The organism is Vogesella mureinivorans, from assembly GCF_007644035.1.
GTDB classification, from domain to species: Bacteria; Pseudomonadota; Gammaproteobacteria; order Burkholderiales; family Chromobacteriaceae; genus Vogesella; species Vogesella mureinivorans.
In genome coordinates, this window is record NZ_VMTV02000134.1 from 28,343 (window position 1) to 50,463 (window position 22,121).

At 64.5% G+C, this 22,121-nt stretch carries 24 protein-coding genes; 9 read left to right on the plus strand and 15 right to left on the minus strand.

All coding sequences use genetic code 11. The features are described from left to right. Positions 1–81: 81 nt before the first annotated feature. A complete protein-coding gene (locus tag FLQ44_RS03280) occupies positions 82–1,005 on the minus strand; it encodes an AraC family transcriptional regulator (protein WP_147693031.1) in 924 nt (307 codons plus the stop codon). 105 nt (positions 1,006–1,110) lie between these two features. Between FLQ44_RS03280 and FLQ44_RS03285 the strand changes: the two genes are divergently transcribed. Further along, complete coding sequence (locus FLQ44_RS03285) at positions 1,111–2,121, plus strand: zinc-dependent alcohol dehydrogenase family protein (protein WP_147693032.1); 1,011 nt, start codon at positions 1,111–1,113, stop codon at positions 2,119–2,121. A gap of 45 nt (positions 2,122–2,166) precedes the next feature. Here the strand turns inward: FLQ44_RS03285 and hutC are convergent, their stop codons facing one another. Next, complete coding sequence (gene hutC / locus FLQ44_RS03290; RefSeq protein WP_147693033.1) at positions 2,167–2,892, minus strand: histidine utilization transcriptional repressor HutC; 726 nt, start codon at positions 2,890–2,892, stop codon at positions 2,167–2,169. A gap of 133 nt (positions 2,893–3,025) precedes the next feature. On the opposite strand from hutC, the gene FLQ44_RS03295 reads away from it, so the two are divergent. Then, positions 3,026–3,892: a D-hexose-6-phosphate mutarotase gene (locus FLQ44_RS03295; RefSeq protein WP_147693034.1), complete on the plus strand. Its 867-nt coding sequence runs from the start codon at positions 3,026–3,028 to the stop codon at positions 3,890–3,892. Positions 3,893–3,931: 39 nt separating this feature from the next. Next, positions 3,932–4,513 carry a hypothetical protein gene (locus tag FLQ44_RS03300; protein WP_147693035.1) on the plus strand — a complete coding sequence of 194 codons (582 nt, stop codon included), beginning with the start codon at positions 3,932–3,934 and terminating at the stop codon, positions 4,511–4,513. 87 nt (positions 4,514–4,600) lie between these two features. Here the strand turns inward: FLQ44_RS03300 and FLQ44_RS03305 are convergent, their stop codons facing one another. The 3 genes from FLQ44_RS03305 to waaC form a co-directional block, all read right to left on the minus strand. Next, the gene (locus FLQ44_RS03305; RefSeq protein WP_170252743.1) at positions 4,601–5,131 is read right to left on the minus strand and encodes a GNAT family N-acetyltransferase; all 531 of its coding nucleotides are present in this window, start codon (positions 5,129–5,131) and stop codon (positions 4,601–4,603) included. Positions 5,132–5,205: 74 nt separating this feature from the next. Next, a complete protein-coding gene (waaA, locus tag FLQ44_RS03310) occupies positions 5,206–6,453 on the minus strand; it encodes a lipid IV(A) 3-deoxy-D-manno-octulosonic acid transferase (protein ID WP_338117458.1) in 1,248 nt (415 codons plus the stop codon). Beyond that, positions 6,453–7,412, minus strand: coding sequence for a lipopolysaccharide heptosyltransferase I (gene waaC, locus FLQ44_RS03315; RefSeq protein ID WP_147693037.1), 960 nt, complete (start codon positions 7,410–7,412; stop codon positions 6,453–6,455). The genes waaA and waaC overlap by 1 nt, the downstream gene beginning before the upstream one ends. A gap of 586 nt (positions 7,413–7,998) precedes the next feature. Here waaC and FLQ44_RS03320 point away from each other — a divergent pair. The 4 genes from FLQ44_RS03320 (at position 7,999) to FLQ44_RS03335 (ending at position 11,045) form a co-directional block, all read left to right on the plus strand. Further along, on the plus strand, positions 7,999–8,757 hold the full coding sequence (locus tag FLQ44_RS03320) for a glycosyltransferase family 2 protein (protein ID WP_147693038.1): 759 nt from the start codon (positions 7,999–8,001) through the stop codon (positions 8,755–8,757). 331 nt (positions 8,758–9,088) lie between these two features. Continuing rightward, positions 9,089–10,105 carry a S66 family peptidase gene (locus FLQ44_RS03325; protein WP_147693039.1) on the plus strand — a complete coding sequence of 339 codons (1,017 nt, stop codon included), beginning with the start codon at positions 9,089–9,091 and terminating at the stop codon, positions 10,103–10,105. Then, entirely contained in the window at positions 10,102–10,542 is a 441-nt protein-coding gene (yiaA, locus tag FLQ44_RS03330) for an inner membrane protein YiaA (RefSeq protein WP_147685412.1), read from the plus strand. The genes FLQ44_RS03325 and yiaA overlap by 4 nt, the downstream gene beginning before the upstream one ends. After that, entirely contained in the window at positions 10,542–11,045 is a 504-nt protein-coding gene (locus tag FLQ44_RS03335; protein ID WP_147693040.1) for a GNAT family N-acetyltransferase, read from the plus strand. The genes yiaA and FLQ44_RS03335 overlap by 1 nt, the downstream gene beginning before the upstream one ends. A 63-nt stretch (positions 11,046–11,108) precedes the next feature. On the opposite strand, the gene FLQ44_RS03340 is transcribed toward FLQ44_RS03335, so the two are convergent. Then, entirely contained in the window at positions 11,109–11,837 is a 729-nt protein-coding gene (locus tag FLQ44_RS03340) for a 16S rRNA (uracil(1498)-N(3))-methyltransferase (protein WP_147693041.1), read from the minus strand. A gap of 115 nt (positions 11,838–11,952) precedes the next feature. Here FLQ44_RS03340 and FLQ44_RS03345 point away from each other — a divergent pair, with 115 nt between their 5' ends. Next, entirely contained in the window at positions 11,953–12,744 is a 792-nt protein-coding gene (locus tag FLQ44_RS03345; protein WP_147693042.1) for an inositol monophosphatase family protein, read from the plus strand. 115 nt (positions 12,745–12,859) lie between these two features. Here FLQ44_RS03345 and FLQ44_RS03350 read toward each other — a convergent pair whose 3' ends face one another. From FLQ44_RS03350 to FLQ44_RS03360, 3 genes are all read right to left on the minus strand, one after another. Continuing rightward, positions 12,860–14,626, minus strand: a complete 1,767-nt coding sequence (locus FLQ44_RS03350; RefSeq protein ID WP_170252745.1) for a tetratricopeptide repeat protein — start codon at positions 14,624–14,626, stop codon at positions 12,860–12,862. A gap of 109 nt (positions 14,627–14,735) precedes the next feature. After that, positions 14,736–15,626, minus strand: coding sequence for a DMT family transporter (locus tag FLQ44_RS03355; RefSeq protein WP_147693044.1), 891 nt, complete (start codon positions 15,624–15,626; stop codon positions 14,736–14,738). Then, on the minus strand, positions 15,626–16,147 hold the full coding sequence (locus FLQ44_RS03360; RefSeq protein ID WP_147693045.1) for a MarR family winged helix-turn-helix transcriptional regulator: 522 nt from the start codon (positions 16,145–16,147) through the stop codon (positions 15,626–15,628). Before FLQ44_RS03360 ends, FLQ44_RS03355 begins: the two co-directional genes overlap by 1 nt. Before the next feature lie 87 nt (positions 16,148–16,234). Here FLQ44_RS03360 and FLQ44_RS03365 point away from each other — a divergent pair, with 87 nt between their 5' ends. Further along, on the plus strand, positions 16,235–17,119 hold the full coding sequence (locus FLQ44_RS03365; RefSeq protein ID WP_439144895.1) for a carboxylate/amino acid/amine transporter: 885 nt from the start codon (positions 16,235–16,237) through the stop codon (positions 17,117–17,119). A 45-nt stretch (positions 17,120–17,164) separates the two neighbouring features. On the opposite strand, the gene FLQ44_RS03370 is transcribed toward FLQ44_RS03365, so the two are convergent. From FLQ44_RS03370 to rarD, 6 genes are all read right to left on the minus strand, one after another. Continuing rightward, positions 17,165–17,605, minus strand: coding sequence for a GFA family protein (locus FLQ44_RS03370; RefSeq protein ID WP_240801174.1), 441 nt, complete (start codon positions 17,603–17,605; stop codon positions 17,165–17,167). Then, positions 17,602–18,255 carry an alanyl-tRNA editing protein gene (locus FLQ44_RS03375; RefSeq protein ID WP_147693047.1) on the minus strand — a complete coding sequence of 218 codons (654 nt, stop codon included), beginning with the start codon at positions 18,253–18,255 and terminating at the stop codon, positions 17,602–17,604. The genes FLQ44_RS03370 and FLQ44_RS03375 overlap by 4 nt, the downstream gene beginning before the upstream one ends. Then, on the minus strand, positions 18,252–19,127 hold the full coding sequence (locus tag FLQ44_RS03380; RefSeq protein WP_147693048.1) for a GNAT family N-acetyltransferase: 876 nt from the start codon (positions 19,125–19,127) through the stop codon (positions 18,252–18,254). Before FLQ44_RS03380 ends, FLQ44_RS03375 begins: the two co-directional genes overlap by 4 nt. Further along, entirely contained in the window at positions 19,124–20,416 is a 1,293-nt protein-coding gene (locus FLQ44_RS03385; protein WP_147693049.1) for a GNAT family N-acetyltransferase, read from the minus strand. Before FLQ44_RS03385 ends, FLQ44_RS03380 begins: the two co-directional genes overlap by 4 nt. Further along, on the minus strand, positions 20,410–20,616 hold the full coding sequence (locus FLQ44_RS03390; protein ID WP_147693050.1) for a hypothetical protein: 207 nt from the start codon (positions 20,614–20,616) through the stop codon (positions 20,410–20,412). Before FLQ44_RS03390 ends, FLQ44_RS03385 begins: the two co-directional genes overlap by 7 nt. 240 nt (positions 20,617–20,856) lie before the next feature. Next, on the minus strand, positions 20,857–21,912 hold the full coding sequence (rarD, locus tag FLQ44_RS03395) for an EamA family transporter RarD (RefSeq protein ID WP_338117459.1): 1,056 nt from the start codon (positions 21,910–21,912) through the stop codon (positions 20,857–20,859). Positions 21,913–22,121: the final 209 nt, after the last annotated feature.

A 22,121-nucleotide genomic window follows, 5' to 3' on the forward strand; every position in this document is an offset into this window, starting at 1 on the left:
TAACAGGAAAAAACCCATAAAAAACAGCAGGTCATGCGTGAACATGGCCTGCTGGCGGGTACGCTACAAATGTATATACATTTACGCCATCATGGCGCTGCCCTGCTGCCGGCGATACTGGCCGGGGCTGTAGCCGGTGGTGCGCTTGAAGGCGCGGCTGAAGGCGACTTCACTGTCGTAGCCGGTTTGCTCGGCAATGCGTACCAGCGGCAGCGGGCTGTCGCGCAGCAGGCAGGCGGCCTGGTGCATGCGCCAGCGCGTCAGGTAGCTGGCCGGGCTATCGCCGACCACGGCGCGAAAATACAGGGCAAAACGCGAGCGCGACATGCCCGCCAGGCTAGCCATGTCGGCCAATAGCCAGCGCTTGGCCGGGGCTTGCTGGATGGCGTGCAACAAGGGGGACAGGCGGGCGTCCGACAGCGCGGCCAGCCAGCCGGGGCGGTGATCGCTGCCTTCGCAGTAGCGGCGTACCGCCTGGATGAACAGCACATCGGCCAGCCGGCTGATGACCTGCCAGGCACCGGGGCGCGGCTGGCGGCTTTCCAGCATCATCAGCTGCAAGGTGGCGGCCAACAGTGGCGCGCGCTCTGCATCGTGCGGCAGCAGCATCAGGCCGGGCAGCTCGGCGAGCAGATGCGCCACCGACGGCTGCTCGAACACGAAACGCCCGGCCAGCACCAGCGACTGCGGGCCGCTGCCGCCCAGTACCACATTGTGCTTGTAGCCTTCGCCAAACAGCTCGCTGCAACGCTGGCAGGGGGTGTCCGGTGCATCCTGCAGCACGAAAGGCACCCCTTCGCGCACCAGAAAGCTGTCGCCGGCCTGCAGGCACACCGGCGCGCCCAGCGCCGGGGAGGACAGCCAGGCACTGCCTTGCGCCAGCAGCACAAAACGGCTGTGGTGATCGTGATGAAAATGGATGCCCCAGGGGGCGCCCGCGTGCAAATGCGCATACAGCGCGCTTTGCAGCTTCATGCTGTCCAGCAGGTGGTCTAGCGGGCTCATAGGGCGTACTTTCGGGACGAATGGTGATGAAATCAGGCCGGATAGTCATTCATTGTATTGCCTGCCCGGCTTAAGGTGGGGGCTCAATTTGCCAAGGAGCACAAGATGACTGCATACCGTTTGCTGGGCAGTGGCCAGGATGGCCGGTTTACCCGCGAAGATGACGTGCCGCGCCCGCCGCGCCACGACGAAGTGCTGCTGAGGGTGCACGCCAGCGCGCTGAACTTCCGTGATGTGGCCTTGCTACAGGGCTGGTACCCGCTGCCACGACAGGATGGCTTGATCCAGCTGACCGACGCCGCGGCAGAGGTGCTGGAAACCGGCAGTGAAGTGAGCCGCTTTGTTACTGGCGACCGCGTGTGCAGCACCTTTTTCCCCGGCTGGTTTGGCGGCAGCTTTCCGGCCAGCAGTGCCCGCCGGCAATACGGCACCCAGCTGGACGGCTGGATGTGCCAGTACAAGACAGTCCGGGCGGAAGACCTGGTGCGCCTGCCCGCGCACCTGAGTTACCGCGAAGGCGCTACCCTGCCCTGCGCCGCGCTCACGGCCTGGAACGCGCTGCATGGCCGTTACCCGGTGGGCCCCGGCGATGTGGTGCTGACCCAGGGCACCGGCGGGGTCGCCCTGTTTGCGCTGCAGTTTGCCCGCATGCTGGGTGCCAGCGTGATTGCCACCACCTCGGGCGACACCAAGGCTGCACTGCTGCACCAGCTGGGGGCCACGCACGTGATCAATTACCGCAGCACGCCAGACTGGGGCTTGGCCGCACGCGAGCTGACAGGCGGCGTGGGGGTAAACCGTATTGTGGAGATTGGTGGCCCGGGCACCCTGGCACAATCACTGCAGGCGGTGGCCAACGAGGGCGAAATCGCGCTGGTGGGCTTTGTGGCGCCCGGCCAGCCACAGGTGGATTTCATGCAGCTGTTCATGAGCGGGGCCATGGTGCGCCGCATCAATGTGGGCAACCGGCTGGAGTTCGAGTGCATGAATGCGGCCATCAGCCAGCATGGCCTGCACCCGGTGCTGGACCAGGATTTCGCGCTGGATGACCACGCCCAAGCGTTTGAGCGGCTGATGTCGGGCGGCCATAGCGGCAAGGTGACCTTGCGGCACTAAACATGGCAACACTAGGCCTGGCAGCACTCAGCGCGCCGGCCAAGCCTACTTGCGTACCCTGGTCTGCGAGCGCAGCTTGTACTTGCTGCCGGGGTGCAGCAAGCGGGCAAAGCTCACCAGGTGCTTGCCGGACCAGGTACGGCGCAGCACGCGCAGGCAGGGCTCCGGCAGCGCGAGCGCCAGCAGCTGCTGCTCGTCGGTGCCGGGCAGCACCGCCTCGACCGTGTGTTCCACGTCGGTGAGCGGGCAGGTGCGCATCAGGTAGGCGTTGGGGGTTTCCTGATTGAAGGCCTGCGCCAGGTAGTCGGGCGCCCACTGCGGGTTCACGTAGCGGTCTTCGATCTGGATAGGGCTGTCGTCTTCGTGATGCACGATCAGCGAATGGAACACCGCCGCACCGGCGGCCATGCCCAGGCGCAGGGCCACTTCTTCGCTGGCCGGCTCGGCGCGGGCAAACAGCACCTGTGCACGGTAGGCGTGGCCGCGCAGGGCGATTTCCTCGGCAATATTGTTCACGTCCAGCAGCGGCGACTCGGCCTTGCGCTCGGCCACATAGGTGCCGTCGCCAGCGTAACGCAGCAGCACACCGGCCTCGGCCAGGTCGCGGATGGCCTTGTTCACTGTCATGCGCGACACGCCAAACTGGCGCGCCAGCTCTACCTCGGGCGGGATCTTGGCACCAGGCGCAAAGGTGCGCTGTTTGATGCCGTCGAGGATGTAATCGCGGATGCGCAGGAAATGGGGTTTGGCGGCGGGTTTGGGCGTGCTCATGCCGCGATTGTAACGCGGCACTGGTCAAAGCGCTTGTCAGCGGTTAGCTTAATGCTGCATGACAAAGCATGCACAGCGGCACGGTGCTTCGTGCCTGCCCTGGCCCACGCCCACCTTTGCAGATGGAATTGCCATGAGTCACCCCGTACACCCCGATCTGTTACCCGCTGGCGTACGCGCCATCGAGCTGGCCCCTGGCGTACCCGGCCTGGCATTTACCCACCCCGCCTTTACCGCCACCCTCAGCCTGTATGGTGGCCAGCTGCTGGGCTATACCCCGCACGGCGGCCAACCTTTGTTTTACCTGTCCCCCACGGCGCTACTGCAGCCGGGCAAGGCCATACGCGGCGGCGTGCCGCTGTGCTGGCCGTGGTTTGGTAAACATGGCAGCGACGCCAGCCAGCCGCAGCACGGCGTGGCACGCACCGCGCTGTGGACGGTAAACGCCATCGCCCGCAGCGAGCTGGGGTTTCACGTGAAACTGAACGGCCCGCGCCACGGCGAGCTGTCGTCCAGCCTGAGCCTGGTACTGGGCGACAGCGTGGACATGGCGCTGACCACCCGTAACCACGGCAAGACCGTGGCCACGGTGAGCGCGGCGCTGCACAGCTATATTGCCGTGGGCGATATCCGCCAAATCAGCCTGGCCGGCCTGGAAAACGCCCCTCTCCACGACAAGCTGACCGACAGCCACGGCACCCTGCCCGCCAGCCCGTGGCGCTTTGAGGGCCCGACCGACGCCGTGGTCGCCAGCGGTGCCGCCACCGTGCTACACGATACTGCCTGGCAGCGCACGGTCAGCATCAAGCCCAGTGGCTCGGACAGCACCGTGGTGTGGACCCCGTGGGCCACAGGCGCTGCCGAGCTGGCCGACATGCCGGACGACGGCTGGCAGCACTTTGTGTGCGTAGAGGCAGCCAATGCCGGTGCGGACAGCCGCCAGATCGCCCCGGGTGACAGCCATACACTAAGCCAGCATTTGCACGTAGCGGGGGTATAATCAGCGTTTGCCTCACCGCCGGATACCACGAGTAACAGCATGATCCAACCCGACCGCCTGGACCGTTTCTTTCCCATTACCTACCCCAATGGCACCACGGTAAGCCGTTTTGCCAAGCATTGCCCGCACTGCAAGCAGCTGGTGAAAGCATCGGCAATGGAAGGCATGGCCCTGCTGCTGAAAGACAAGGTATTCGTGCTGGCCGACGGCCACTGCCCGCACTGTCAGCACAGCTTTGTGGTGAAGTGTGTGATCGACGAATACAAGCAGGTACACGCCGTGGGCCTGCCGGTATTTTTGTACCGCATGATGCTGCAGTGGGGCGCGCGCAAACACGTGCAGACGTTCCGCCAGCAAAGCGACTGGCGCCTGGCCCAGCAAGAGGTGGAAACACCGGCCAGCGAGCCCGCCGCGCCGCGTGGTACCCAGCTGGCAGACAGCGCCATGGTGCAGAAGTCGGAAGAAATCCTGGGTAACTTCATGGGCCAGCCCATTCACGCCTGGATCATGAACAACGGCCAACGCCTGGTATACGAACGGGCGGTACCGCCGGGTGGCAGCTTTCAGCTGGCCGAGCAGGAAGTGCTGTTTGAAAAACGCCTGATCTACCGCCCGGCCTGATACGGCCAGGCACCATAAAAAACCCCGTCAGCTTGCTGGCGGGGTTTTTTCTTGCGGGTAGGCAAAAGGGGGGCGGCGGGCAGGCGCTTAATTCAGGCGTATCCGGTAGACACAGCTGGCGTCATCCGGCCAGCTCTGCACCATCCCCAGGCGCTGGCACAGGCGACGTGCGGCATGGTTGGCCGCAGCGGTACAGGCGTACACCTCCTGCGCACCGTAGGGGCCAAACGCCAGCGATAACATGCTGTCGGTGGCTTCGGTATACAAACCCAGCCCCAGCCAGTCCGGGTGGCCCCAAAAGCCCAGCTCCCAGCATTGCGCGCTACGCAGGTGCAGCTCGCAACAGCCCACGATCTCGCCCCCCAGCCAAAGCAGGGCAATCTTGTCCTGCGCTTGCGGCCACACCAGCGCCACCTTGCGACACCAGGCTTCGCAGGCATCGGCGTGTTGCGGCGGCTGCGCCCACGGCAGGCTGTCCGGAAAACAGCGCAGCAGCGGCAGGCTGGCCTCGATGGCGGCCTGCAATGCGGCGCCGTCGCCCGGCTGCGGGGCGGCCAGGCGCAGGCGGCTGGTATAGACCCCGTCCAGCAAGGGGTCGGCTAAGGGGTAATGCGGCATGCCACCTCCCATAAGCGGTATCGCCGCGCACTGCACGGCGTCTAAGCCTGCCTGCGACGGCGCACCGCGCTGGCTTAGCCCAGTGTGTCTGCGATCAGGCTGGCAATACGTTCACTGGCGCCGCGGTGGGCGGCGGTAAAGGCCAGGCCGGCCTGGCGCATGTGCTGGCGGGCATCAGCATCGGCCAGCAGCTGCAGTGCCGCTGCCACCAGCTGGCTGGCATCGTGCACCTGGCACGCTGCGCCCGCCTGTAGGGCCAGCGCGCTGGCCTCGGCAAAATTATAGGTGGAGGGCCCCAGGAGTACAGGAATGCCTGCGCTCGCCGGCTCGATCAGGTTCTGCGCGCCAAAATCCAGCAGCGAGCCGCCAACAAAGGCCACATCGGCGGCGGCGTAGTAGGCAAACAGCTCGCCCATGCTGTCGCCCACCCACACCTGGGTGTCGGCGGCCACCGCGGCCTGGTCGCTACGGCGCTGTACGGCAAAACCCCGGGCTGCGGCCAACTGTGCCGCCTCGGCAAAGCGCTCGGGGTGGCGTGGCACCAGCACCAGCAGGGCCTGCTGCGGGCCGGCGGCGCGCCAGGCGTCCAGAATCAGCGCTTCTTCGCCATCCCGCGTGCTGGCGCACACCCACACCGGGCGCGTGCCGATGCGGGCACGGAAGGCTTCGCCCAGGGCCAGCTTGTCGGCGGGCGGTGTGAAATCGTACTTGGTGCTGCCGCACACCAGCGGTGCCGGCGTGCCTAATGCGGCCAACCTGGCGGCGTCGTCGCGGCTTTGCGCGGCCACGGCGTTCAGGCGCTGCAGGGCCGGGCGCACCAGGCGGTGTATGCGTTGGTAACCGCGGGCGGATTTTTCCGACAGCCGCGCATTCACCAGCAGCACCGGCACCTTGGCGTCGCGGCAGGCGTGGATCATGGCTGGCCAGATTTCGGTTTCCATCAGCAGCAGGCAGGCCGGCTGCGCGGCGGCGACGAAACGGCGCATCCAGCGCAGGTTGTCGTACGGCAGGTAATGCACCTGGGCGTCGGGGTACAGCTCCTGCGCGGTGGCCCGGCCGGTCGGCGTCATCTGGGTAATCAGCAGGCTGGCCTGCGGGTAACGTGCGCGCAGGGCTTTCACCAGCGGCAGTGCAGCGCGGGTTTCGCCCACCGACACCGCGTGCAGCCAGATCTGCTGCCCGCGTGGCTGCGGCAGGCTGCGGCCAAAGCGCTCGTCCCAGTGTTCAAGATAAGCCGGCGCCTGGCGGGCGCGCTTTTTCAGGTAACGCTTGATCAGCGGCGTGAGCAGCGGCCACAGGGCGGAATACAGCTGCAGCAGCATCAGGCAGCCCCCCGCACGCGGGCCAGCAGCGCCAGCACCGCGTCCACCGGCGGTACCTGCCCTGCCCGGCCAATGTTGGCCGCACGCGCGGTTTCTACCACGCCGGTGAGCGCCGGGTCGGTATCGGTATAGATCGCCACCAGGGGCACATCCAGCGCATTGGCCAGATGGGTCAGGCCGGTATCCACCCCCACCACGGCACTGGCGTGGCCCAGCAGCGCGGCTGCGTCGCGCAGCGGCATGCGCGGCGCCACCAGCGCGCCCGGCATGGCGGCGGCCAACCTTTGTGCTCGCGCCTGTTCGCTGGCGTTGCCCCACGGCAATACCGCGTACAGCCCTTGCGCCGCCAGCTCGGCCGCCAGTGCCAGCCAGTGCGGCTCGGGCCACAGCTTGCTGTCGCGGCTGGTGGCATGCAGCAGCACGGCGTAAGGCCCTTGCGGCAGCCAGCCCGGGCGGGCACCGGCGCGGATGCCAAACACCGGCGCGCCGCTGACTTCATAACCGAAAGCCGCGGCAAACAGGCGGCGGTTGCGCTCGATGGCCGACAGCTGGCGGCCAACGGTGTAGTGGCGCTGGTAAAAGCGTGCGGCCAACGGTTCACGGATGCTGGCAGCGTCGTAGCCGGCCAGCGGGCCGTTGGCCAGCCAGCCCGGCAGCGCACTTTTCAACAGGCCTTGCGCGTCCAGCACCAGATCCCAACGCGTGCTTTGTAATGATGCTTTCAGTGCCGCCATCTGCTGCCAGGTATCGCGCGCCAGCAAATGCTTGCGCCAGCGGCGCCAGGCAATGGGCAGCGTGGCCTGTACCTGCGGGTGCAGGCCGGGGATATCCACAAAGGCTTCTTCCGCCAGCCAGGTGATGCGGGTATCGGGCTGGTGTCGTGCCAGGTCGGTGAGTGCCGGCCAGGTGTGGATAAGGTCGCCCATCGACGATGTGCGCAGCAGGAGGACATTTTTCATGCGCGGAATTTTACGGCTGCCCCTGTGGTTAACCAAGTAAAATCGCGGCGACCCAAATGTGGATAAAGCGCTGTGGATAAGAAAGCCCAAAGTTATCCACAAAGTCTCCCGCCAGCGCAGCCTGGGTTAATGGGGTAGCCACACACATGACAGCACCTTGAAAAGTATGCGTTTTTTATACTTATCCACAGCGAATTGCCTTGTATATCATTATCTTCAAATAAGTAATGTGAAAACAATGAAAGAGTGAGGTGCGAAACTGCCTGCCAATGTTTCAACAAAAAACACCTGTCTGCAGCAAGTCAAAACATGACCACTGCCGCAATACGTTTCGCTGTAGACCAACAGCCATGGCACACTTGATACACAGGCAGCGGGTAAAAGCAGGCCTGGCGGTGTGGACAAGCCGGCTTAACCACAAAATCGCCAATTTATCCACAAAGCTTGCACCACAAAACAGGTCAGGCAAGCACAGCTGTTCATGTAGCGCAATCTGTTGAAAAAAAACAGGAAAACAAGATTATCCACAGCTGGATAGCAACTTCATCAGCCCTTATCATTTTAATTATTGGACAGTCTAGAAAGTATGTCTGAAGCGCTAAGCGTGGTGCTTATCACCAAAAATGCAGAAAACCAGCTGGAAAAATGTCTGCAAAGCTGTGCTTTTGCCGACGAGATCGTGGTGGTGGATTCGGGGAGTACGGACAGGACATTGGCAATAGCTTCTGCCTATAAGGCAAAAGTTATCCACCAGGACTGGTTGGGCTTTGGCCCGCAGAAGCAGTTTGCTGTGGCACAGGCCAGCCACGACTGGGTGTTATGTCTGGATGCAGATGAATGGCTATCTGATCAATTACGCCATGAAATCATGAGCTTGCTTGAAAAACCGCGCGGCTACGCCTGGCGTTTTGCCCGTAGCAACAAGTTCATGGGGCGTTTTCTGAAATTTGGTGAAGGCTACCCGGATTACAGCCTGCGCCTGTTTCACCGCCAACACGCCCGCTGGTCGGACGATGTGGTGCACGAATATGTGCAGACAGATAGCGAAGTCGGCACCCTGGCTGGCGACCTGATGCATGAATCCGGCGAAGACATTGCGCTCTACCTGACAAAACAGAACCGCTACACCAGTTTGCAAGCCGATGCGCTGTACCAGCGTGGCAAAAAATGTGGTGTGGCCAAGCTGGTGTTCAGCCCGCTCACGCGATTTATCAAGTTTTACCTGGTACGCCAGGGCTTTCGTGATGGTTTGCCGGGGCTGGTGCACATCAGCATTGGCTGCTTTAACAGCTATATCAAATACGCCAAACTGATCGAGCTGCACCGCCTGGGGAAAACCCGCTAGATGAGCTGTTGGCTGTGGATAAACAGGCAAATCAGCCGCTTTTTACCGGCCTGTGTGTGTAAAAGCAGCAGGTGCTCACTGTATGATCATGCCGAGCAGCCTGTGGGTAAACTGCTTTTGCCAGCTAAGCTGCTGTTTTTACATGCTTTCCACGCAGGCAAAACCAATCAACACGGTTTATCCACAAGCGGCCAATGAGCCAGCCTGACAGGCACGCCATGACAAACACCGCTGTGTTAGCTGTCAGATTTCGATAAGCACTGCACGGCAAGCTTTTGTCATGAATGAGAATTGCTGCTGTAATGGGGGGCCATAACCCGCTGCCCCTGCCATGAACTTGCGCTTTCCTGCCCCATTGCAGCCCGGTGACACGCTGGCGCTGTGCGCGGTGTCCTCCGGTGTCCCCGAGGTGATGCACGCCCGCCTGGAGGCCTCTATTGCCGCCCTGCGTGCGGCCGGCTATCAGGTGATAGAGGGCGACACACTGCGCCGGCAAGAAAAAAACGCCAGCGCCAGCGCCGCCACCCGGCTGGCAGAGCTCAACGGTTTTCTGTACGACCCGGCGATCAAGGCCATTTTGCCGCCCTGGGGTGGCGAGCTGGCCATGCAGCTGCTGGCCGGGCTGGACTGGCCAAGGTTGGCCGCATTGCCGCCCAAATGGCTGTGCGGCTTTTCCGATGTATCCACACTGGCGGTGCCGCTTACCCTGCGCGCCGGCTGGGCCACGCTGCACAGCCCGAACGTGTTTGATATCAGCCACCCGGGCCGCCAAAGCGAAATGCAGCCGCTGTGGCACAGCTGGCAGCACGGTTTGCCGCCCCGCCAGCAGGCCTTTACGCACTTTTGGCCGTTTGGCGACCCCGGTGTAACTAAAAACAGCCGCGTGCGTGTGGCAGGGGCTGTACAGGCCAGCGTGGCTGGCAGGCTGATCGGCGGTTGCCTGGATACGCTGTCGCGCTTGGCCGCCACGCCATACTTCGACCTGCAAGCCTGGCGCGGCCAACCCGTGCTGCTGTACCTGGAAAACTGCGAGCTGGCCCCGTGCGAGCTGGCACGCGCCCTGACGGCCATGCGCCTGGCCGGGGCTTTCGACGGCCTGGCCGGGCTGATACTGGGGCGCAGCAGTGGCCCCGAGGCAGCGCAGCCGGGCGACCTGCAGTACGAAGAAGCCGTCATGCAAGCGCTGGACGGCTTGTCTTGCCCGCTGGTACTGGATGCCGACATCGGCCATGTACCACCGCAATGGACCCTGATGAACGGCGCCTGGGCCACGCTGCATGTAGCGCATGGCCACGCCACCCTGGAACAGCACTACCACCCCGCTACCACCGCAGGAGATACCCCATGAAGCCCCGCATCGCCCCGCCCTCTGCCGCCTTTGTCGGCGTGTCCTGGGTCGCCTTGTTTGCCGGTATGCTCACCTACCTCATCGGCCTGTGGAATGCCACCATGCCGCTGAACGAAAAGGGTTATTACTTCACCGTGCTGCTATACGGCCTGTTTGCCGCTGTTTCTTTGCAAAAAAGCGTGCGCGACCGGCTGGAAGGCATTGCCGTCAGCGGCATTTACTACGGCCTGTGCTGGCTGTCGGTCGGCATCAGCCTGTTATTGCTGGCGGTAGGCCTGTGGAATGCCACCCTGCTGGGGAGCGAAAAAGGTTTTTACGCCATGGCCTACCTGCTGAGCCTGTTTGCGGCCGTGGCGGTACAGAAAAATACCCGCGACCAGTTGGCCAGCCGCCCAGAGCCGGCCAGCTTTGCGCCAGAAAACGAAGGAGAGCAGTGATGGCGATTTTGCTGCGTGATGCCAGTGCATTCGACGCCGATAGCGTACAAAGCCTGCTATTCGACCATGGCCCCAATATGTGGAACTGGCTACCGCCGGAAGGCGTGGCGCGTACCATCCAGCAGCTGGTTGCCGGTCTGGCTGGTGGCGTACTGGCCGAAGACGGCAGTACGCTGGTGGGGGCGGTACTGTACCGCCAGGCTGACCCCTACCCCAGCCTGCGCCCCGACGATATTGCCCCGCTGCAGTGCAGCTATATCGTGGAAGCGGTCGTCCACCGCGACTACGCCGGCCAGGGCATTGGCGCCCGTTTGCTGAACAGCGTGTGCCAGAAGCTGGCGGCCCAGGGCCAGGCCTGGGTGGTAGCCGACCGCCACGAAGAAAACGGCCCGTCTGCCGGCATGATGCGCAAAGCCGGCCTGCAACAGCTGGGCGTGTACGACGACCCGGCGCGCCGCCCCAGCGGCAGCCGCCGCACCGCGGTATGCGGCAGGCGGCTGTAATACGCACCAAACAAAAAAGCGGCCAGGCATCACTGCCTGGCCGCTTTGCGTTTCAGGGTGTGGCTACACGCTGTAGTCGCCCCACACCGTCTGGATGGCGCCTACCGCCGCCAGTGCCGCCGTCTCGGTGCGCAGGATGCGCGGCCCCAGTTTCAGCGGCGTCCAGCCGGCGCTAATGGCCTGCTGTTCTTCGGCGCCAGACAGCCCGCCCTCCGGCCCGGCCATCAGCCACGCCTGCTGCGGCGCGCGGGCGATATCCACCAGCTTTTGCGTACCCAGCGGCGACAGCAGCAAGTGGGCATCGGCCGCTGGCAGGCTGGCCAGCCACTGTTTCAGCGTCAGGATGGGGCGCACCTCGGGCACGGTGTTGCGTCCGCTTTGCTCACACGCGGCGATCACGATCTCCTGCCAGCGCTGTACCCGTTTGTCGGCGCGGTCGCCAGCCAGCTTCACGATGCTGCGCTCGGTGGCCAGCGGCTGGAAGGCGCTGACGCCCATTTCCACGCCTTTTTGCAGGGTGAACTCCATGCGGTCGCCGCTGGAAATGGCCTGCGCCAGCCCCAGCCATACCGGTGATTCTCGGCTGGTATCGTTAAAAGCATCAATCGTGCAGCTAACGTCGCGTTTGGCGATGTCGGTCAGCGTTGCCTGGTACTCGCCGCCACGGCCGTTAAACAGCGTGATGCCGTCACCGGCGCGCAGGCGCAACACCTGTATATGGCGCACTACCGTATCCGGCAGTGCCAGGGTTTGCCCGGCAGCAAGGGCAATATCTATAAAAAACCTTGGCATGGTGTGTTGATCGTTCGTGTTGATAACGGTATTTTGCTTGGTTTGCTGCACGTGCAACAACATAAACATTACACGGTGGTAAGCGGGCCTGCCCGCAGCGCGAGAGGAGAGATGGATGCAAGTGGTCGATCAGGTAATACAGGTCGTACGCGACGTGGCCCGTTACGAGGTCATGCCGCGCTTTTTGCGCGTGGGCAAGACGCGTAAAGAGGACGGCTCGCTGTTTACCGAAGCCGATCTGGCCTGCCAGCAGGTACTGCAGCAGCGCCTGCCTGCCATCCTGCCCTACCCGGTGCTGGGCGAAGAAATGACCATGGCCGAGCAGGACGCCCTGTGGGCGGCCAACCAGGCCGGCCTGTGGGTGGTAGACCCCATCGATGGCACCACCAACTTTGTTAACGGCCTGCCCTACTTTGCCGTGTCGGTGGCGCTGATGATCAACGGCGTGAGCGAGCTGGGGGTGATCTACAACCCGGTGTCCGACGAAATGTTCTACGCCCGCCGTGGCGGCGGAGCCTATCTGAACGGCCAGCGCCTGCCGCTGAAAACCGTGGCCAACAGCATGGGCGACGCCATCGCCGCCGTGGAAATCAAATACCTGCGTTCCGGCAAGCTGGCCGCGCGCATGGGCAGCGTGGCGCCGTTTGGTAGCCAGCGCAGCATGGGTTCCAGCACGCTGGACTGGTGCTTCCTGGCGGCCGGCCGCTACGATATTTATCTGCACGGTGGCCAGCGTCTGTGGGACTACGCCGCCGGCGCGGTGATCCTGGAAGAAGCCGGCGGGCGCATCGCCAGCCTGAATACCGACGACTACTGGGCCGACACCATCTGGAAGCGCTCCGCCATCGCCGCGCTGAACCCCGAGCTGTTTGCGCAGTGGCACAAGTGGGTGCGCGCCAACCAGTAAGCAGCGGTTTTTGATAAAAGATGCGGCCAACCTTAGGCAAGGTTGGCCGCATTGTTTTGGGTGCAGGTTTTTACAGCGGCTCAGCCGCTTAACCAAGCCTGACGAAGGTGTGTGTTCAAGGCTGATAACGTTTGGCGGCAGCCTTGGTAAACCAGAAATCGGCGTCCTTGTCGCTCTGTGGTACGCCATTGCCGTCCAGATACAGCGTGCCCAGGCTGAACTGCGCCTCTTTCAGGCCTTGTTCGGCGGCCAGGCGGTACCAGCGTGCGGCTTCGGCAGCATCCTGCGCCACCCCTTGGCCGTAGCGGTACAGATTACCTAGCCGGTTCTGCGCGGGGGCATAGCCCTGAGTGGCGGCTTGCTGGTAGTAACGGGCGGCTTGTGCCCAATCTACAGGCAGGCCTTTACCCTCGGCGTACAGGCGGCCCAGCTGGTATTGGGCACTGACATCGCCTTGTGCTGCTGCTTTGTTGTACCAATGCGCGGCCTGGACGATGTCGGCTGGCAAGCCTTTACCGGATTCGTAAATCAGCCCAAGCATCCGCTGCGCAGTGGCTTTGCCCTGTGCTGCATCGCGCTGGTGTGTGGCCAGCGCCCGGATGTCTTCACGGCTCAGGCCATAGGTATTGCTGTACAAGGTTTTCAGGCTGTTTGTTGCATCGGCCAGATCCTGTGAGGCGGCCAGGCGGTACCATTTTTCGGCCTCGCCGTAATTCATGCTGATACCTTTGCCGGCCTGTAGCAGGCGGCCGAGATTGTGCTGGGCCTGGGCATTGCCCAGCCGTGCGGCCTGCAGGTACCAGTTGGCTGCTGCAGTAACATCCTGTGGGCCATACCTGCCCCACTCCAGTATTTCACCCAGCCGGTTTTGTGCCAGCGCCATGCTTTGATCTGAAAGACCGTTACGGGCAGGCAGCGCCTGGCCGCCAGCTTGTTGTGCCGCGGCCAGGTACCAGTGCACGGCCTGCTCGGGATCTGCGGCTAGCCCCAGGCCGACATCCTGCATCAGGGCTACTTTCAGCTGTGCCATGATGTCCCCCGCCTTTGCCTGACTCAGCAGTGCACCGGCCTGGCGCAGGTCATCACGGCTGAAGCCGTATCGATTGAAATACAGCCCGTTCAATGCTTCGGCCGCCGTACTGTCGCCGTGCTTTGCCGCTTGCTGATACCAGCGTTCTGCCGCGGCATAGTCCATGGCCACATGCCAGCCTTCACGGTACAGCTTGGCCAGCCGCAGCATGGCCCGGGTATCGCCCTGGCTGGCATTTTGCTCGTAGCACGCAATCAGCTCGGGGTTGGCTTGCCTGATGCCATTACCGGGATCACGTTGCTGGCAAAGCCAGTAATCCGCTTCGCGGTCCCCCTGTGCGACGGCAGCTTGCAGCCATTTGGCCGCTTGCTGCGGGTCTTGCTCTACGCCCATACCATACAGGTACAGCCTGCCCAGCGCGGTCATGGCTTGGGGGTGTTGCTGCTTGGCGGCTTTCTGCAGATACGTGGCTGCCTTAGGGTAGTCGTGAGCCATCACCTGGCTCAGGCCGTACCAGTACTGTGCCGTGGCGTCGTGTTCTGCGCCGTGTTGCCAGTACGCCATCACTTCGTCAGCGTTGGCGGCCTTGCCGGCCTTGATAAGCGAATACGCCTCGGCTATCAACGCAGCCATTTCATTATGCTGTTTTGCTTGCTGACGGTTCCAGGCCAGTGCCTCCTGGAGGCTACGGAACACCAAGGGCGTGTTAGCGATTGTGCGCGGGCCAAACGGGGTAACAGATTCTGGCTGACTACCCGGTAGGGTGAGTGCCGGGAAGGCAGGGGATGCCTGGATGGCCAGCGGGACAGTCAGGCCGGCACAAAGCAGGATGGTGGCGAGGCGACGCAGCATGGCAGTAAACGCAGTTAATGAAAATTGCATGATAACCAAAGCGATGCGGTGCTGACAGCCAAGCAGCCAACCTTGCGCAAGGTTGGCCGCTTTGTTTTGTGTGTAGTGCCTAACGCCCCAGTAGCAGCGCGGTGCCGGCTACGCTGATGGCGGCGCCCAGCCAGCCCAGCAGCGGTGGTGCCTGGCGCGTCACCACCCACAGCATGGGCAGGATCAGCACCGGGCTTAGCGCCGACAGCATGCCCACGGTAGCTACGTTGCCGCCTTGCAGCGCCACCATGATCAGCGTCATGCCCAGGCCCAGTGCCACCACGCCGTTCAGCGCCAGCTGACCCAGCATGCGCGGCGTGGGCGGGTTGGCCATGCGGGCCAGGCGGCTGCCGCTGGCCCACAGCAGCCAGTTGGCCGCACAGCCTATCGCCATGCGCAGCGCGCTGGCGGTGAGCGGGTCCAGCCCGCTGGCCATGGCTGGTTTGGCAAAGAAGGTGCCGCACGCCTGGCACAGCGCGGCGGCCAGGCCCAGCGCCACGCCGGCTTTCATACCGTGGCTTTGTTCCCAGTGGTGGGTGCTGCCATCGCGGCGGCCAAAGGCCACCGCCACCAGCACGCCGCCAAACACCAGCACGCTGCCGGCCAGCGCCTGCAGGCTGAGTGCTTCGCCCAGCAGCAGCACGCCCAGCGCCACCGAAAACACCGAGTGGGTGGCAAACAGCAGGCCGGTGCGGCGTGGGCCCAGGCGGTTCATGGCGGCGAACATCAGCGCATCGCCGAGAAAAATGCCGAACAGCGCCGATAACGTCAGCGGCAGCAGCGCGGCGCTGTGCAGCGTGGCCCAGCCGCCCAGCGCCAGGCTGGCAGCGCCCAGCAGCACGGTCAGAAAGCTCAGCCGCAGCCGGCTGAAGGCAAACGGGCCGAAGTGCCGCGCCGGGGTGGCACCGATAAGCCCGCCAGCGGCCCAGCAAGTGGCCGCGCCCACGGCGGCCAGGTCGTACAGCAGCATCAGCGCCCCGCTTTCGCGGTGGGCTCCAGCGTGGCCAGCAGCGCGCTCATCGACGCGTCCAGCGCGTCCAGCTGTGCGGCGTCCAGCGGTGCCAGGATACGCGCCATGTTATCCACATGCGCACCCACTACTTCGTTCACCAGATCCAGCCCCTGCGGTGTGAGCTGCACCAGCAGGCTGCGCGCGTCGTCGGGGCTGGGCAGACGGCACACCAGACCGCGCTCGGCCAGCAGCTGCAGCTGGCGCGTCATGGTGCCGGACGACAGCATCAGGCTGGAAAACAGCGCGGTGGGCGCCAGGCAGTACGGCGCGCCGCTGCGGCGCAGCGTGGCCAGCACGTCGAATTCCCAGTTGCTGATGCCGTACTGGCCGAAGGTGTCGTTCAGCCGTTTTTGCAGCTGGATGCTACAGCGGCCCAGGCGGCCGATGATGGCCATGTGGCGGGTGTCCAGGTCGGGGCGTTCGCGCTGCCACTGTGCGCGGATGGCGTCCACGGCGTCGGGGGTGTTCGGGGTATCCATGCCGGCTCCAGATAGCTCGTGTTCAAGATAAATGTCTTGAGTTAAAGATAAAATATCGATACGCTGATTATATCTTGAATTGGAGATATCACTGTGACGACCGCTTCCCGCCTGTGGCGCGATACCTTGTTAACCGCCGTGGTGCCGCTGATCTGGGGCTCCACTTACCTGGTGACCACGCAATGGTTGCCACCCGGCCTGCCGTTTAGCGCCGGCGTATTGCGCGTGCTGCCGGCTGGCTTGCTATTGCTGCTGTGGACGCGCCACCTGCCGCAACGGCAGGAATGGCCGCGCTTGCTGCTGCTATCGCTGCTGAATATCGGTGCTTTCCAGGCACTGTTGTTCATGGCGGCCTACCGCTTGCCCGGTGGTATCGCCGCCGTGCTGGGGGCGATTCAGCCACTGCTGATGATGGGCTTGTTGTGGCTGCTGGAGCAGCAAACGCCACGGCCGCTGGTGTTGCTGGCGGCGTGCACGGGCCTGGCCGGCATGGCGGTGCTGCTGAATGCGGGTAATGCGCAGTGGGACACGCTGGGTGTGCTGGCGGCAGCGGGCGGCGCCATCGTGATGGCGCTGGGCATGTATCTGGCGCGGCGCTGGGGCAGCAGCCTGCCGCTGCTGGCGCTAACCGGCTGGCAGCTGACACTGGGCGGGCTGATGCTGCTACCGGCAGCACTGTGGCTGGACCCGCCCATGCCCACGCTGTCTACGGCCAACGTAGCGGGCTACGCCTACTTATCATTGGTGGGCGCGCTGCTGGCTTATGGCCTGTGGTTTCGCGGCCTGCGCTTGCTGCCGCCGGTGGCGGTGTCGGCGCTGGGCCTGCTTAGCCCGGTGGCGGCGGTCATCCTGGGCTGGGTGGCGCTGGGGCAAAGCCTGCACGGCTGGACGCTGGCCGGTATGGCTACCGTACTGCTGAGCGTGCTGTGTGTGCAGCTGGCCAGCAGCCGGCGCCCGGCGCGGGTGGCGTGATGAAAAAACGGGCAAATGACCCCGCAAGCCTGGCCTGAGCAGGCATTACGGTTTGTCTGCATCCTGCCAGCCGGCAAATTGCGGCACGCCGTCGTGCGCTAGCCAGGCGGGGTGGTGGCTGGTCCAGATATGCGCCACCGGCAGGCTGTCGGGGCTATCGTCCAGCGTGGCCACGCGCAGGATCACGTGCGGCTGGCCGGGGCGTTCGGCCACGATGTGGCTGCCGCACACGCTGCAAAAGTGGCGCAGCTTGCCGGGGGACGATGCAAAACTGCGTAGCAGGTGTTCACCGGCCAGCCAGCGAAAGTGCTGGCGCAGTACGCCCGCGGTGCTGGTGTAGGGCGCGGCGTGCGCTTTGCGGCAGGTGTGGCAGTGGCAATGCACGATGGGCATGTCCAGCTGCTGGATCTGGTAACGCACGCCGCCGCACAGGCAGCTGCCTTGCAGCGGTGTGGTCATGGTGTTGTCTTTAAGCGGTGTGGTCATGTTGGGGTGTCGTCCAGCAGCGTGATTTCCACCCGCTCCTTGCCGCGGCCAACGTTCTTGCGCTTCAGCGCGATGCGGCCAACTTCGCCGCTGTGGCGCAGGTGGGTGCCGCCGCAGGGCACGTGGGCGATGCCGGGTAGCGCCCAGTAGCGGCGGCCGCTGGCTGCGTCGGAAAAGGCGCTGGTGATGGCCAGGTTGGCCGCAATCAGTGCGTCGATGCGCGCCTGCAAGGCAGGCAGGTGCGGGGTGATGGCTTGCGGCAGTGCAAAGTCGATGCGCGCCTTGTGCTCGGCGATGTGGGCGCCGATTTTTTCTACGTCTGGCAGGGTCTGGTAAAGGGTTTCCAGCACCAGCTCGGCGGCAAAATGCAGCCGCATCAGCCGGTAGCGCCGTGGCCAGTCAAGCTGCAGCGTCACTGCCGCGCCGGGCTGCAGGCCGTGTTGCGGCGGCAGGGTGTAAATAATGCCGTGATCCTGCTTGCGCGCGGCCAGCACCGGCCAGCCGGCAATACAGCCGTGGTCGCTTTCCTGCCCGCCGCTTTCGGCGTACAGGATGGTGGCGGCCAGGGTGACCTCATCGCCGGCCACGCTGGCTACCGTGGTGTCCAGCGTGCATAGATAGGGGTCGTCCCAGAATACCTTGCGGGTCATGCCTGCCCCCGCTCTGCGGCCAACCTTTGGTAAATGGCCGGTTCCACTTTTTCCATGATGCGTTCCGGCTTGCCCAGCGCGCCAAAGCCGAACTGCGCGTACAGGCCGTGGGCGTCGGCGGTGGCCAGCATGAAGCGGCGCAGGTTTTGCAGCCGCGGGTGCAGCTGCAGGTAGCGCATCAGCGCCTTGCCCGTGCCCTGGCCGCGTGCGCTGTCTACCACGAACACGTCGGCCAGGTAGCCGAAGGTGGCGTAGTCGGTAATCACGCGGGCAAAGGCCAGCTGCTGGCCGTCGGGGTGGTAGCCGCCGATCACCAGCGAGCCCTGCAGCGAGGCTTCGAAGATGTCGCGTGGCAGGCCGGCGGCCCAGTACGACTCGCGGCTCAGGTACTGGTACACCAGCTCGCGGTCCAGCCGGGCGCAGTCGGTGCTGAAGACGATAGTGGGCTGCGGCCCCTGCAGGCGTAGCCAGCGGTGGCCGGCGGCATCCACGCCCTCGCCGGTTGGCTGCCAGCCTTGCTGGCGGTAAAACGCCAGCGCGCGCGGGTTGGCCGCAAAGCATTTCAGCGATGGCGCCGCGGTAAAACGCAGCGCAGCGGCCTGTAGCAGGGCCTGGCCTATGCCCTGCCCTTGTGCGGCGGGTGCCACGTACAGGTGGTGCAGAAAATTTTCTTTTTCGTACACGCTGGCAAAGCCCAGTACCTGGCCGTGGGCGTCTTGCGCGACCAGCAGGCTTTCGTCGGCGGTGTCGCGGGCAAAGTCGGCCAGCTGCATGGCTTGGCCATCCAGCCAGGGAAAGCTGCTGCGGCGTGTGTCCAGGTAGAGCTGCGCCAGCGCGGCGTGCTGGTGTGGGGCGTAAGGCAGGATGGTCATGCAGGCTCCTTGTGGCGCGGCCACCAGCACAGCGAGGCTTCGCGGCTGGCGCTAACGAAACCCAGCTTACGATACAGATCGATGGCGTGGTAGTGGGCATCGGCCACGATGACCAGGCGTGGTACGCGCGCCAGCCCCCAGTCGGCCAGCGCGCTGACCAGGCCGCTGGCCAAACCCAGGCGGCGTGCCTGCGGGGCGGTGGCCACTTGCTGGTAGCGCCCCAGTGTCTGCCAGGTGTACAGCCCGGCGCAGGCTTGTAGTTGTGCGCCGGCAAAGACTCCCCACGTATGGCCGTGGCCAGCGTGTTCCAGGGCCTGGTAGCGGCGCTGGCTGCCGGCCAGAAAGCGGCGGTAGCCGGCTTCGTCGAAGGCCGGGTCGCGGCTGGCGGTCATCAGCTCGGCCCATTGCTGCCAGTCGTCGGTGCTGGCCAGCGGGCGCAGGGTGTAGCCGGCTGGCAGGGGGGCGGGCTGCAGGGTGTCGCGGGTGAGCAAGAGTGCGCTGGCTTCCTGGTATTCGTAGCCGGCGGCCTGCCAGTGGGCGTAGCGTGCGGCGCAGTCTTCCTCGTCCATCGCCCATACCAGGGTGCGGTGCTGCACGCCGGCGTGGCCGGCAAAGGCGCTATCGAAGCGCGCTTCCCACGCGGCGCGGTCCAGCGGGGCCTGATCGGCCAGCAGCAGGTTGCCAAAGAAAAAATCCGGCTGCGCGGGGGTGGCCAGCTGCCAGTAGCCGGGGTGGCGGCTTAGCCGGGCTTGTGTGCCCAGCAGCATGCGTTCGCTCAGTACGCCGGGCAGGTCCAGTGCCAGCGCCAGGATGCGGCGCTCGCCTGCCTGCCGGCTGGGCACAAAGCCCAGGCGGGTGGCCAGCCGCTGCGCCGGCAGGTTGGCCGCATGGGTGTCGGCCTCTACGCGGTGCAGGCCCAGCGGGTTGAAGCCGGCGTGCAGCAGCGCTGCGCCGGCTTCACGGGCGTAGCCCTGGCCCCGATAGGCTTGCCCCAGCTCGATGCCGAACTGTGCCTCGCCGGCCAGGCTGGTCTGGCGCAAGCCTACCGAGCCGATGAGCGTGTCGCTATCGGCCAGGGTAATGGCCAGCTGCCAGGCGCGCCGTGGCGTGGCCTGCTGCTGGGCGATGAACTGCTGTAGCAGCGCAGCGCCGAACGTGGGCGTGAGCTCGTGCGTGGCGTAGTGCTGGCCGAAGGCCGCGCCGCTGCGCAGCTGGTAGTAGGCGTTGGCATCGCCGGCGCAAAAGTCGCGCAGGCGCAGGCGTGGTGTCACAAGTGGCAGGGTCAGCATCGGTGTGGGCCTTTCTCCATTAACCAGCGTTGAACATCGTGCTGGTGCGAGTCGGGTAGCGCGGGGCGGTGGCTTGGCTGCATCAAGCTGGAAGCCTGGCTGCACAGGGTGTGCCACAGGCTATGGTGGTGTTGCGGGGGGAGCTCGTCGGCGAGCACGTCGCGCGCGAGATGGCGCGACAGGATAAAGAGCGATGCCATGATGGCGTTTCCTTGAAAGAGCGTGGCCCGGTGCAAGTAGCACGGTGTGGGCCGGTATAAGTAAAGAGCGAATGCCATCCGCGTGGCGGAGGACAGCGGCATTGTGGTGATGTGGCGTGGCGGCGTCAATGGCCAAACGGCCAGATCGCGGGTGTGTGCCGTTTGTTTGCCACCGCTGTGGCATAAAAAACAAGGGCAAGCCATGCGGCTTGCCCTTGTGGTGTGGCGGCCAACCCTGGCTTACGCTGCGGCGGCGCGCCGTGCTTTCAGGTAGCCCAGCAGGCCGTGGCCGGAATACAGCGCCAGCGCTGCCCAGATCAGGCCAAAGCCGATGGCGCGGCTGCTGCCAAATGGCTCGTGGTACAGCCATACGCCCAGCAGCAGCTGGATAGTGGGGCCCAGATACTGGATTAGCCCTACCGTGGCCAGCTTCAGCCGGCGTGCACCGCTGGCAAACAGCAACAGCGGGATGGCGGTGACCACGCCGGCGCCCATTAGCAGCGCGTCGGTGGCCAGGCCCAGCTGGCCAAAGGCACCGTCGCCGCGCACGGCAAACCACAGCAGCGCCGCCAGCGCCAGCGGCAGCATCAGGAAGGTTTCCAGTGCCAGCCCTTCCAGCGACGGCAGCGGCGCTTTTTTGCGCAGCAGGCCGTACACGCCAAAGGTCGCCGCCAGGCTTAGCGCCACCCACGGCAGCGTACCCACCGACAGCGTGAGCCACGCCACACCCAGCGTGGCCAGGCCAATGGCGATGCCCTGCGTGCGCGTCAGGCGTTCGCCCAGAAACAGGCGCCCCAGCAGCACGTTCACCAGCGGGTTGATGAAGTAACCCAGGCTGGCTTCCACCACACGGTTTTCGTTGACCGCCCAGATGTAGATCAGCCAGTTGAACGACAGCAGCAGCGACGACAGCGCAAACACCCGCAGGCGGGCGCCGTCGCGCAGGCTTGCGCCCAGCCAGCGCCAGTTGCGCTGTACCAGCAGCAAGATCGCCACGAACAGCGCCGACCACACAATGCGGTGACACAAAATTTGCAGCGCCGGTACCGCGTGCAGCGGTTTCCAGTACAGCGGGAACAGACCCCAGATAAAGAACGCGCCGGTGGCGTACAGCACGCCTTTGCCGGTTTCGTTGGGTGCAGATGACATGGATACGTCTCTAAGGTTGGCCGCAGGCCGGCGGGTAGCCGGTGGCGACAATGGCTCAAGGCTGCACTGTAGCGGTGCGGCGATGGCGCGCTCAACCACGCTAACAGAACGCAGTGTTTTGTCTGGCGCAGGGCGGTTTTGCTGCACTGGCACATTTGCTGCACTCGCCCGCGCGCGAAGCAGAAAAAAACGACAAAGCTTTTGACGTTTACGTTTACGTCAACTAGTGTTCGCACAAAGCGGTAGCACAGCTGCCGACACACTATAAAGAGAGACAGAGACAACGCCCTGCTGCCTACCGCCGCCGGGCCACATCACCAGGACGGGATAGCCCACAAGGCTTCACCCGACCCGCT